The organism is Pseudoroseomonas sp. WGS1072, assembly GCF_049340465.1.
Classification (GTDB): domain Bacteria; phylum Pseudomonadota; class Alphaproteobacteria; order Acetobacterales; family Acetobacteraceae; genus Pseudoroseomonas.
On the sequence record NZ_JBMPSU010000001.1, the window covers coordinates 924,757 to 936,776 of the forward strand.

General features: G+C 71.1%; 8 protein-coding genes. 2 read left to right on the top strand and 6 right to left on the bottom strand.

Going from position 1 to position 12,020, the window contains the following annotated elements; all coding sequences use genetic code 11:
* Positions 1-29: 29 nt before the first annotated feature.
* Positions 30-4,136 (bottom strand): M10 family metallopeptidase C-terminal domain-containing protein, encoded by a 4,107-nt coding sequence (locus tag ACF3NH_RS04445; protein ID WP_422921987.1) that lies wholly within the window; start codon positions 4,134-4,136, stop codon positions 30-32.
* Between the two features lie 132 nt (positions 4,137-4,268).
* Complete coding sequence (locus ACF3NH_RS04450; protein ID WP_422921988.1) at positions 4,269-5,054, bottom strand: enoyl-CoA hydratase/isomerase family protein; 786 nt, start codon at positions 5,052-5,054, stop codon at positions 4,269-4,271.
* A gap of 85 nt (positions 5,055-5,139) precedes the next feature.
* Here ACF3NH_RS04450 and ACF3NH_RS04455 point away from each other — a divergent pair, with 85 nt between their 5' ends.
* Both ACF3NH_RS04455 and ACF3NH_RS04460 read left to right on the top strand, forming a co-directional pair.
* Entirely contained in the window at positions 5,140-5,952 is an 813-nt protein-coding gene (locus ACF3NH_RS04455) for an IclR family transcriptional regulator (protein WP_422921989.1), read from the top strand.
* A 98-nt stretch (positions 5,953-6,050) separates the two neighbouring features.
* Positions 6,051-7,052, top strand: a complete 1,002-nt coding sequence (locus ACF3NH_RS04460; RefSeq protein WP_422921990.1) for a Bug family tripartite tricarboxylate transporter substrate binding protein — start codon at positions 6,051-6,053, stop codon at positions 7,050-7,052.
* A gap of 48 nt (positions 7,053-7,100) precedes the next feature.
* Here ACF3NH_RS04460 and ACF3NH_RS04465 read toward each other — a convergent pair whose 3' ends face one another.
* The 4 genes from ACF3NH_RS04465 to ACF3NH_RS04480 are packed head-to-tail and all read right to left on the bottom strand — an operon-like array spanning position 7,101 to position 11,998.
* A complete protein-coding gene (locus tag ACF3NH_RS04465; protein ID WP_422921991.1) occupies positions 7,101-8,267 on the bottom strand; it encodes an acyl-CoA dehydrogenase family protein in 1,167 nt (388 codons plus the stop codon).
* 42 nt (positions 8,268-8,309) lie between these two features.
* Positions 8,310-9,446 (bottom strand): CaiB/BaiF CoA transferase family protein, encoded by a 1,137-nt coding sequence (locus ACF3NH_RS04470; RefSeq protein ID WP_422921992.1) that lies wholly within the window; start codon positions 9,444-9,446, stop codon positions 8,310-8,312.
* Between the two features lie 3 nt (positions 9,447-9,449).
* Positions 9,450-10,610, bottom strand: coding sequence for an acyl-CoA dehydrogenase family protein (locus ACF3NH_RS04475; RefSeq protein ID WP_422921993.1), 1,161 nt, complete (start codon positions 10,608-10,610; stop codon positions 9,450-9,452).
* Positions 10,611-10,621: 11 nt separating this feature from the next.
* Entirely contained in the window at positions 10,622-11,998 is a 1,377-nt protein-coding gene (locus tag ACF3NH_RS04480) for an MmgE/PrpD family protein (protein ID WP_422921994.1), read from the bottom strand.
* Positions 11,999-12,020 lie beyond the last annotated feature (22 nt).

Consider the following 12,020-nt stretch of genomic DNA (forward strand, 5'->3'; position numbering starts at 1 on the left):
TCTCTATCCCGGAGCGGCGGCGCGGGGGATCAGAAGGCCGCGAAGTGCCAGCTGGCGAGGCTGGTCACGCCGGTCAGCGCGATCTCGAAATCCGCCGCCGGGTCGCTATCGACATTGCCATGGAGCACGCCGCCGGAGAACCAGAGCTGCGCCGCCGCCGTGGCGGGCCCGCTGACGAGGGCGAAGGCCTGATCCCCGGCGAGTCCCAGATTGGCATCGATGCCGGAGAGGTCGAGCAGGTCGGTGTAGAGCGCCACGCTGAAATCGCCGATGACGTCGCGCGCCGCGCCCAGCCCCACATCGCCCTGGGCGAAGACGAAGCGGTCGTTCCCGGCGCCGCCCAGGAGCAGATCCGCCCCCGGCCCGCCGCGCAGGATGTCCGCGCCGCCACCACCCGAGAGGATGTCGTCGCCGGCGCCGCCGGAGAGCTGGTCGGCATTGCCGCGCCCGGTCAGCACGTCGTTGCCATCCGTGCCGGACAGCACCAGGGAGGGCGCCAGCTCCAGCACCGCCACACCGGGCGAGACGGCTTCGAGCGTTCCCGCGAGGCCGGTGATCTGGATGCTGCTCTCGGCCACGCCGTCGCCGTTCCGGTCGATATAGAGCGCCGCGCCGGACTGGCGGATCTCCGCCTCGCCCTGGCCGGCGAAGCCCGCCGTGCCGATGAAGCCCGCCTGCAGGCCGGTGAGGTCGAGCCTGTCGCCCACGGCGAAGTCGGCGACGATGTCATGGAAGACCAGGCCGCGCTCCTCGGCATCCCAGAGGAAGACGTCATGGCCCGAGCCGCCGCTCAGGGTGTCGTTGCCGGGGCCGCCGCGCAGAAGGTCGTCGCCCGCATCGCCGGAGAGCTGGTCGTCGCCGGCACCGCCGAGCAGGATGTCGTCGCCCTCCCCGCCGAGGAGGATGTCCTTCCCCGCCCCGCCCGAGAGGAGATCGGCGCCGCCGCCGCCCTCCAGCCGGTCGTCGCCCTCGCGCCCGGTCAGGGTATCGGCGCCCGGCGTGCCGGTGAGCCAGAGGTCGGGCACGATGCGCAGGAGGCCCGAGCCCGCCACCACCTCCTCCAGCCAGAGCGTGCCGGTGAGCGTCAGGCTGGCATCGGCGAGACCGTCGCCATTGCTGTCGAGGGCGAGCACGGTCTGGCCGAGATGGAAGGCCCGCAGCTGCGCGGTGCCATCCGCCTGGAAGGCGGCCGCGCCGACGAAGCGCGCGCCCAGCGCGGCGAGGTCCAGCCTGTCCTCGGCGGCGAAGTCGGTGATGAGGTCGCCGGCCAGATCGGCGGCCGCGAGGTAGCGGAAGACGTCGGCCCCGGTGCCGCCGGTCAGGGTGTCCGCGCCCTCGCCGCCCAGCAGCAGGTCGTCGCCGGCGCCGCCATGGAGGATGTCGGCGCCTGCGCCCCCGTCCAGCACATCCCGGCCGTCATCGCCCCAGAGCCTGTCATTCCCCGCCTCGCCCAGCAGCGTGTCGTCGCCGGCACCGCCATGGAGCCGGTCGTCGCCGGCGCGGCCGCCGATGCGGTCGGCGCCGCCGCCGCCATAGATGACGTCCTGGCCGGCGCGGCCAACCAGCACCTCATCCCCGTCACCGCCGGAGATGAGGAGATTCTGGACGCGCTGCAGGACGCCGGAGCCGGCGCGCCGTTCCTCCAGCAGGACGTCGCCGTCGAACTCCAGCACGGCCTCAGGGAGGCCGTCGCCATCGATGTCGAAGCCCAGGAAGGTCCTGCCCACCGACACGCCGTTCCAGCCATCGAGCACCGCCATCTGCCCGGCCTGCCCGGTGAGGCCCTCGGCGCTGAAGCGGAACTCGGTGAGGTAGGCCAGATGCACCAGGTCGGATTCGTCGAGATCGGTGATGCGCTCGCCCGCCGCGATCTCGTCCAGGCTCAGGAACTTGAAGACGTCGGCGCCGGCGCCACCGGTCAGGACATCCCGGCCCGCGCCGCCGATCAGGGTGTCGTCGCCCTGGCCGCCGAGCAGGATGTCGTCGCCGCCCTCCCCCTTCAGGAAGTCGTTGCCGTCGCCGCCCTCGAGGCGGTCGGCGCCGCCGCGCCCGGCCAGGACATCGTCCCCGCCGCCGCCCTGCAGCAGATCGTCCCCGCCGCCGCCCGCCAGCGTGTCGTTGCCGGCGCCACCCGAGAGGTTCCGGGCGGCGACGAGACCGAGCAGGCGAGCGCCCGGCGTCACCTCGGCCAGGGAGCCGCCGGTGGCGAGCAGCACGCTCTGGTCGGCGAGGCCGTCGCCATCGGCATCGATCTCGATCAGCGTGCCATTGGCGGCGCGACTCTGCCGGGCCTCGGGACGCACCCCGCTGAACGTCTCGTCACCGATCCAGACGAGGAACGGGATGTCGAGCAGGAGCCGGTCGCCGGTGGCGAGATCGAGGATGGTGTCGGAGGCGCCCGGATCGACGCCGATGACGAAGGTGTCGTTGCCGGCACCGCCTTCGAGACTGTCGTTGCCGGGGCCGCCCTCCAGCCGGTCCGCCCCGGCGCCGCCCAGCAGGCGGTCGTTGCCGGCGCCGCCGATCAGCACGTCGTCGCCGCCCTCGCCCCGCAGGATGTCGTCGCCGCCGCCGCCCTGCAACCGGTCCGCCCCGGCGCCGCCGGTCAGCCCGCGATTCTCCGACAGCACCAGGATGCGCGAGCCCGGCGCGGTCTCGTCCAGCATGTGGCCGCCGGTCCCGATGGCGGCGCTGGCCTCGGCGCGGCCGTCGCCATCGGCATCGATCCAGAGCTGCTGCCCGTCGAAGCGGATCTCGCCGCGCAGGCCCGAAAAGACGGCGACGCCGATATAGGTCAGCCCCGCCAGGCCGGTGAGCTGGATCCGGTCCCCCGCCTCCATGTCGCGAATGATGTCGCCATCGACCTCGGCGACGGAATGGTAGCGGAAGGTGTCGTTGCCGGCGCCGCCGCGCAGGATGTCGCGCCCCAGGCCGCCGATCAGGATGTCGTCCCCGCTGAAACCCATGATCGAGTCGTTGCCCTCGCCGCCGATCAGCGTGTCGTTGCCGGCGCCGCCGTCCAGGGTGTCGTCGCCGGCGCCGCCATCCAGCACGTCGTCGCCGGACTGGCCGCGCAGCAGGTCGCGTCCCCCCGCGCCGATCAGCGTGTCGTTGCCGCCACCGGCATCGATGCGGTCCGCCGCCTCGCCCCCTTCCAGGATCTCGCCCGCCTCGCCGCCCACGATTGTCCGGGGCGTGGCGACGACGAGGATGCGCGAGCCCGCGGCCGTCTCCTGCAGCGGGGCGCCGCCGGCAAGGCGCAGCACGAGATCGGACCGGCCGTCGCCATCCGTGTCGATGGCCAGCGTCTCGCCCTCCTGGCGCATCTCGCCCGCCGCGCCGCTGAAGCGCGCCTGCCCGATGAAGCGGAGGGTGGTGATGGCGGAAGCGTCGAGGCGGTCGTCCTCGGCGAAGTCCAGGATGACATCGCCGGCGAAGTCCTCCATCGCCTCGTAGCGGAAGCTGTCCGCCCCCTCGCCGCCCGCCAGCCGGTCGGCGCCGGGGCCGCCGATCAGCGTGTCCTCGCCCGCCTCGCCGGAGAGCGTGTCCTCGCCCGCCCCGCCGAGCAGCCGGTCGCCTCCGGCGCCGCCGAAGAGGCGATCGTCGCCCGGACCGCCCTGCAGGAGATCGGCCCCGGCGCCGCCCGTCAGCTCCAGCGCCGCGGCCAGCATCAGGATGCCCGAGCCCGGCGCCGTCTCCACCAGCCGCAGCCTGCCGTCGAGGCTCATGCCGATCTCGGCCAGGCCATGGCCGCTGACGTCGATGCTCAGGAGGGTGACGCCATCGGCGTGGCTGAAGCGGATCTCCCGCCCGAGGCCGGAGAAGGCGCGCTCGCCGATGAAGCTGAAGCCGGCGAGGGCCGAGAGGTCGAGGCGGTCGCCCCGGCCGAAGTCGATGATGCGGTCGAGGCTGATCTCCTCGAGGCCGGCATAGCGGAAGGTGTCGCTGCCACCGCCGCCCGAGAGCCGGTCGGCGCCGCGCCCGCCGGTCAGCAGGTCGTCCCCCTCGCCGCCGACGAGGATATCGGCGCCGGCGCCGCCGTCCAGGATGTCATCGCCGTCCAGGCCGTAGAGGGTGTCGTCGCCGCTGCCGCCCGCCAGGCGGTCGCTGCCGCCGCTGCCGATAAGATTGGCCATGTCCTGTCCGCCTGAAGGTTTTTTCAGAGCGCGACGGGCTTCTCCCGATCCGCGGGAGATCTGCTAGCACGGCGGGGCCGGCACCGGGCCGCGCCCGGTGCCTCAATCGAACCGTCAGCGATCCGGCGTGGCTCAGCTGCCCTTGAAGACCGGGGCGCGCTTGCCGAAGAAGGCGGCCTTGCCCTCCTCATGGTCGTCGGTCAGGAACAGCAGGCTCTGGTAGTGCCGCTCCTCGTCCAGCGCGCGGTCCAGCCCGGTGGCGAGGATCTGCTTGGTCAGGGCGATCGCCGTCGGCGCCTGGTCGGCCAGGAGCCGCGCCCGAGCCTTCGCCGCCTCCAGCGCGCCGCCCTTGGGCGCCACCTGGTCCACCAGCCCAATGCGCTGCGCCTCGGCGGCGTCCAGCGGCTCGCCATAGAGCAGGATCTGCCGCGCCCGCGCCGGCCCCACGCGCTGCGGCAGGGTGTGCGGCAGGCCGAGATCGGCCATCAGCCCGGCCTTGCCGAAGGCGGCCATGAAATGCGCCCCCTCGGAAGCGACGATGGTGTCGCAGGCGCAGGCCAGCGACAGGCCGGCGCCGGCGCACCAGCCCTCGACCGCGGCGACGACGGGCGTGCTGCCGCCGACCATGAGCCGGATCAGCTGGTGCGCGGCGCGCAGGCGCTCCCGCCCCTGCAGCGGGCTGCGGACATCCATCCCCGACAGGTCACCGCCGGAGCAGAAATGCTCGCCGGCCCCGGTGATGACCAGGGCGCGGATCTCCGGGTCGCCCTCGACCCGGTCCAGGATGCGCAGCAGATCGGCGCGCAGGCGCGGCGCCAGGGCGTTGCGCCGCCGCGGATAGTCGAGCGTCAGCACCAGCACGGCGCCGTCCCGCTCTTCCCGCACCCGCATCTCGGTCTCGGCAGCGGCCTCGGACATCTCCGGTCTCCTTCCCAAGCCGGCCTTGGCGCCGGTCACGGCGGCAGGCTACATTCCGTATACGGGAAATCAATCGGGATATTGAATGGACACCCATCAACCCTCGCCCGAGCGGGACCTGACCGGCCAGCGCGATGTCGGCGCGGTGATCCACGCCATCCGCATCCTGCAGCACCTCTCCGCCGCCACGGCGCCGCTCGGCGTCGCGGCCGTGGCGCGCGGCACGGGCATCAGCCCCAGCACCTGCTTCAACATCCTGCGCACGCTGACCCGCACGCGCTTCGTCGCCTTCCGCGAGCAGGACAAGACCTATTCCCTCGGCCTCGGTGTCGCCGAGCTGGCGGCGGGCTTCCTCGGCATCAGCCATGCCGAGCTGATCCGGCCGGAGCTGGAGCGCCTGGCGCTGAACTACGACATGCTGATCGTGCTCTGGCGCGTCACCGAGGACGGTCACATCGTGCTGATCGACCGCGCCCACAGCCATACGGCGGTGCGGGTGGAGATGCGCCTCGGCCTGCGCCTGCCGATGCTGGTGGGCGCCGTCGGCCGCTGCGTCGCCGCCGCGCTCGATCTGCCGCAGGCCGAGCTGCGGCGGCGCTTCGCGGCGTTGCGCTGGCAGTCGCCGCCGAGCTTCGAGAGCTACCTCGCCGATGTCGAGGCGGCGCGCGGCAGCGGCTGGAGCCTGGACAACAGCCAGCTCTACCGCGGCCTGATCACCATCGCCGCGCTGATCACCGACCAGCACGGGCAGCCGCGCTTCGGCCTCTCCGGCATCACCATCGCCGGCCAGCACCCGCCGCAGATCTTCGAGCAGCTTGGCCGGGAGCTGCGCGAGGTCGCGGGCTTCGCCACGCGCGCGCTCTTTCCGAGGGACGCATCGATCCAGAATATTGAATAGCATTCCAGATTTGGGATGACAGCCCCGGCCGGATCAGGCCAAATCGCCGCCGATGCCGTGCCAGCAAAAGGCATGCAGCAAGGAGGAAGTCTCGAGCCGTGACTCATGTCAATCGCCGCGTCCTGCTGGGCGCCGGAACCCTGGCGGCAGGCAGCCTGATGGCGGGGCGCCGCCCGCGGGCGCAGGCGGGCTGGCGCCCGACCCAGACGGTCCGCCTCGTCATTCCCGCCGCCGCGGGCGGCACCACCGACATCATGGGCCGCATCCTGGCGCCGCACCTGCACGAACGCTGGGGCCAGGCGGCGGTGGTCGAGAACAAGTCCGGCGCCGGCGGCACTCTCGGCGCCGCCGAGGTGATGCGCGCCAGGCCGGACGGCCACACGGTGCTGATCAGCAATATCGGACCACAGGCCATCGCCTATTCGCTGTTCAACAACCTGCCCTACAAGCCGGAGGACTTCATCCCGGTCTCCAACATGATCCGCGGGCCGAATGTGCTGATGGTGCACCCGTCCCTGCCGGTGAAGACCGTGCCGGAGTTCATCCGCTACCTGAAGGAACGGCCCGGCAAGCTGAACTACAGCACCTCCGGTCCCGGCCAGTCCCCGCACCTCGCCGGCGTCTGGTTCCATCAGCTCACGGGAACCCAGGCGACCGCCATCCACTACCGAGGCGCCGGCCCGGCCATGACCGCGATGATGGCGGGCGATGTCGACTTCGGCTTCGACAATCTCACCAGCTCCGTCGGGCAGATCAAGGATGGCCGGGTCCGGGCGCTGGGCGTGACCAGCTCCGACCGCAGCCCGCAGATGCCGGAGTTGCCGGCGCTGCGCGAGACGCTGCCGGAACTCGCCGAGTACGACGTCAACACCTGGTTCGGCGCCTTCTATCCGGCGGGAACGCCGCGCGCCGCGGTGGACGCGCTGAATGCCGAGATCAAGGTGCTGCTGGAGATGCCGTCGACGAAGCAGCGCTTCGCCGAGATGGGTGGCGTCCCGGCCTATGGCACGCCCGCCGAATACGCCGCCTTCGTCAAGGCCGAGACGGAGAAGTGGGGCGCCGTGGTGCGCAAGGAAGGCCTGAAGATGGACCTGGGCTGAGCGACCGGCGGGAGAGTGGCGGGAGGGCGGCGCAACGCCCTCCCGGCTTCAATAGGATTTGGGCAGTCCCAGCACCTTCTCGGCGATGAAGCAGAGCACGAGCTGCGGGCTGACCGGGGCGATGCGCGGAATCATCACCTCGCGCAGATAGCGCTCCACATGATATTCGCGCGCATAGCCGAAGCCGCCATGCGTCATCACCGCCTGCTGGCAGGCCTTGAACCCGGCCTCGGCCGAGAGGTACTTGGCGGCATTGGCCTCCGCGCCGCAGGACAGGCCGGCGTCGTAACGCGAGGCGGCCTTCATCACCATCATCCAGGCCGCCTCCAGCTCCATCCAGTTTTCCGCCAGGGGATGCTGGATCGCCTGGTTCTGCCCGATGGGCCGGCCGAAGACGTGCCGCTCCTTCGCATAATGCGTCGCCCGCTTCAGCGCCGCATGACCCAGCCCGATGGCTTCCGCCGCGATCAGGATGCGCTCCGGATTCATCCCGTGCAGGATGTACTCGAAGCCGCGCCCCTCCTCGCCGATGCGGTCCTCCAGCGGGATCTCCAGGCCATCGAAGAACAGCTCGTTGGAATCGACGGCCTTGCGGCCCATCTTCTCGATCTCGCGCACCGCGACCTTGCTGCGGTCGAGCGTGGTGTAGAAGAGGCTCAGCCCCTCGGTCTTGCGCCTGACCGCCTCCAGCGGCGTGGTCCGGGCGAGCAGCAGCACCTTCTCGGCGACCTGCGCGGTGGAGATCCAGACCTTCTGCCCGTGCACCACGTAGCGCTCGCCCTGCCGCACCGCGCGGGTGCGGAGCTGCGTCGTGTCCAGCCCGGTGTTCGGCTCCGTCACCGCGAAGCAGGCCCGCTCCCGACCCGCGATCAGCGGCGGCAGCATGCGCCGCTTCTGCTCCTCCGTGCCGAAGACGACGACGGGATTGAGACCGAAGATGTTCATGTGCACGGCCGAGGCGCCGGTCATGCCGCCGCCGGATTCCGAGATCTCCCGCATCATGATAGCCGCCTCGAGGATGCCCAGCCCGGCACCGCCCAGCGCCTCGGGCATGCAGATGCCGAGCCACCCTCCCTCCGCCATGGCCTGGTGCAGCTCCGCCGGGAAGCGCCCGTCCCTGTCGCGTGCCAGCCAGTAATCGTCGCCGAAGCCGGCGCAGATGCGGCCGATGGCGCCGCGCAGCTCCTCCTGTTCAGGGCTCAGCGAGAAATCCATCGATGCTCTCCCGTGCAAAAGGCCGGCCGCGCCGCTTCCCGGTCAGGCGGAGAACTCCCGCCGCACCGCCTCCGTGTGCTCGCCCAGCCCCGGCACCGCGCCATACTGCCGCGGAGCACCGTCGTTGAAGCGCGCCGCCGGCGCCGCCACGGCGACATCGCCATTCGGCGTCCGCACCGGCAGGCGCCGCAGCGCCGGATGCGCCACCAGCGCCGGCATGTCGTTGACGAAGCCATAGGCGGTGTTGGCCTCGCGCAGGCGGGCGGCGCAGGCCTCCCGGCTCAGCTTCGCGAAGGCGGCGGCGACATGCGCGTCCACCACCGGCCGGTTCGCCACACGCTCGACATTGCTGCGGAAGCCCTCGCGCTGCGGCAGCTCGGGCTCCTGCAGGAAGCCGGCGCAGAACTGCGCCCATTCCCGCTCGTTCTGGATCGAGATCAGCACCAGCGCGCCATCCGAGGTGGCGAAGGCGCCGTAGGGGCAGATCGAGGGATGCGCGAGGCCGATGCGCTGCGGCGCATGGCCAGTGCCCTCGAAATACAGCAGCGGCACGTTCATCCAGTCCGCCATGGCATCGAACAGCGAGACGCCGATCGACTTGCCCTCGCCGGTGATGCCGCGCTCGATCAGCGCCTCCAGCACCGCCGCATGCGCCATGGTGCCGCAGGCGATGTCGCAGACCGAGACGCCGACGCGCCCGGGCCCCGCCGGATGACCGGTGATCGAGGCCAGCCCGCTCTCGGCCTGGACCAGCAGGTCATAGGCCTTCATCGTGGCGTAGTCGCCGCTCTCGCCATAGCCGGAGATATCGACGGTGATCAGCCGGGGGTGGCGCCGGCGCAGCTCGGCGCTGCCGAAGCCGGCGCGGCCCATGGCGCCGGGGGCGAGGTTCTGGATGAAGACATCCGCCTTGCCCACCAGGCGCTGCAGCAGCGCCTTGTCCCCCGCCTCCTTGATGTCGAGGCAGACGCTTTCCTTGCCCCGGTTCAACCAGACGAAGTAGGTCGATTGCCCGGCCGCCGCGCGGTCATAGCCGCGCGCGAAATCACCCTCGGCGCGCTCGATCTTGATGACGCGCGCGCCGGCATCGGCCAGCTTGACCGAACAGGTCGGCGCCGCGACAGCCTGCTCCATGGAGACGACGAGAAGCCCCTCCAGCGGCCGGCCCGGTCTTCCCATGGTTCAGTAGCTCCTAGGCATGCCGAGGACATGCTCGCCGAGATAGGAGAGGATGAGGTTGGTGCTGATCGGCGCCACCTGATAGAGCCGCGTCTCGCGGAACTTCCGCTCCACATCATACTCCTCGGCGAAGCCGAAGCCGCCATGCGTCTGCACGCAGGCCTCGCCCGCCGCCCAGCTCGCCTCGGCGGCAAGCATCTTGCCCATGTTCGCCTCCTCGCCGGGATTGACCCCGGCCTCGAACTTGGCGAGACCCTTGTGCACGATGGCCTCCGCCGCGCGCATCTGCGCATAGGCCTTGGCGATCGGGAACTGCACGCCCTGGTTCTGCCCGATCGGCCGCCCGAACAGCACCCGCTCCTTCGCGTAGCCCACGGCCTTCTCGATGAACCACTTGGCGTCGCCGATGCATTCGCTGGCGATCAGCAGCCGCTCCGCGTTCATCCCGTCCAGGATGTAGCGGAAGCCGCGGCCCTCGACACCCACCAGGTTCTCCGCCGGAACCTCCATGTTGTCGAAGAACACCTCGCAGGAATTGTGGTTCATCATCGTGCGGATCGGCCGGATGGTCAGACCCTTGCCCAGCACCGTCCGCATGTCGACGATGAAGGTCGACAGCCCCTCCGTCTTCTTCGCCACCTGATCGCGCGGCGTCGTGCGCGCCAGCAGCAGCATCAGGTCCGAATGCTCGGCCCGGCTGGTCCAGATCTTCTGGCCGTTGACGATGTATCTGTCACCCTCGCGCCGCGCGAAGGTGCGCAGCGCGGTGGTGTCGGTCCCGCTGGTCGGCTCGGTCACGCCGAAGGCCTGCAGCCGCAACTCGCCCGACGCGATCTTCGGCAGGTACTCCTGCTTCTGGCGGTCGTTGCCGTGCCGCAGGATGGTGCCCATGATGTACATCTGCGCGTGGCAGGCGGCACCGTTGCAGCCCTGCCGCTGCACCTCCTCGAGGATCGCCGCCGCCGCCGAGAGCGGCAGGCCCGAGCCGCCGAACTCCTCCGGGATCAGCGCGGCCAGCCAGCCCGCCTCCGTCAGCGCCTGCACGAACTCCGTCGGATAACCACGCACCTCGTCCAGCTTGCGCCAGTACTCCCCAGGAAAGCGCGCGCACAGCTTCGCCACCTCCTGCCGGATCTCAGCATGATCCTCGATCGAATGGTCCATCTCGCTATCCTTCAGAGCGCCTCGGCCGGGCTGCGCAACAGGGGGGAAATGTCGTTCAGGCGATCAAGCTCGGAGATGGTATCGGCCAGCGCCCCGGCCGCCTGCGGCCCCAGCACGGCATCGGCCAGGCCGCTGAACTTGGCGCGCAGCTCCGCCTCGGTCAAGAAATTGTCCGGCTCGCCCTTGGGCACGATGACCTTGCGCGTGAAGGTCTCGCCGCGCGCCCTGACGGTCAGCTTGCCGGACATATTGGCCGGGAACTCGGCCTCGATCTCGGGGTCGTTCTCGCAGCGCACCTTGCGCATCATGGATCTGATGGAAGGGTCGCGCAGCAGCGCGTAGCTGTCCCAGCCCATGGCGCCGGTGCTCAGCGCCGTGGCGATGACGAAGGGCCCGCTGAACTGGCCATCCACGATGTTCTGCGGATCTGCCTTGCGGTCGGCGGGTTCGCCCACCAGCAGCATGCCGGCGCGGGAAATGCCGAGCGTGACGCCCTCGATCTCCTCGGCCTTCAGGTCATGCTCGGCCCGCAGCGCGAGGGCCGCGTCGATGCCGGCATGGCCCCAGCGGCAACTCGGATAGGGCTTCACGCCGGTCTGCATCAGTTCCCAGACCTGGCCGAGATCCTGCAGCACGCGCCCGGGCTTCGGATCCGGCGCGTAGGAGCGCAGGAAGCCGTGCTTGCCCTCGATGGCATCGGCGGCGCCCTTGAAGCCCTCGCGCGCGAGAGTGGCGGCGGCGAGGCCCGCCATGCCGGCCCAGCCGACCTGGAACCGCTTGGTCCACGCCCCGTTGGCCAGGAACTGCAGGCTGCCGGCGCATTGGCTGAGCGCGATTCCCAGCGCCGAGGCCATGCCCGCCGCATCCAGCCCGAAAACCCGCCCCGCCGCCGCCGCCGCACCGAAGGCGCCGCAGGTCGCGGAGGGATGGAAGCCCCGATCGTAATGCGCGCCCGCCGGCAGCGCCAGGGCGAGGCGCAGCGCCACCTCGTAGCCGGCGACGATGGCCACCTGCACCTCGGCGCCCGAGGCGCCGGTCATCTCGCCCGCCGCCAGCGCCGCCGGAATGACCGGCGCCCCCGGATGCACCACGGCGACCGCATGCGTGTCGTCGAAGTCGAGCGAATGGCCGAGCGTGGCGTTGATCAGCGCCGCCCCGGCCGGGCTGTAGGTCGCCGTATCGGCGAAGACCCGGCTCTCGCCCTTGTCGAGGCCCAGCGCCTTTACCGCGGCGAGGAGGGCCGGGGTGCTCTCGGCCTCCTTCCGGGCGCGGACGATGTTGCCGACCAGATCGAGCACCAGGGCGCGGGTCCGCGCCGCCACCTCGGGTGGCAGCGCCTCGGCCCGCAGACCAGCGGCGAAAGTGGCAAGCTCATGAGTGATGCGCATGGTTTCCTCCGCCGCCAGGATG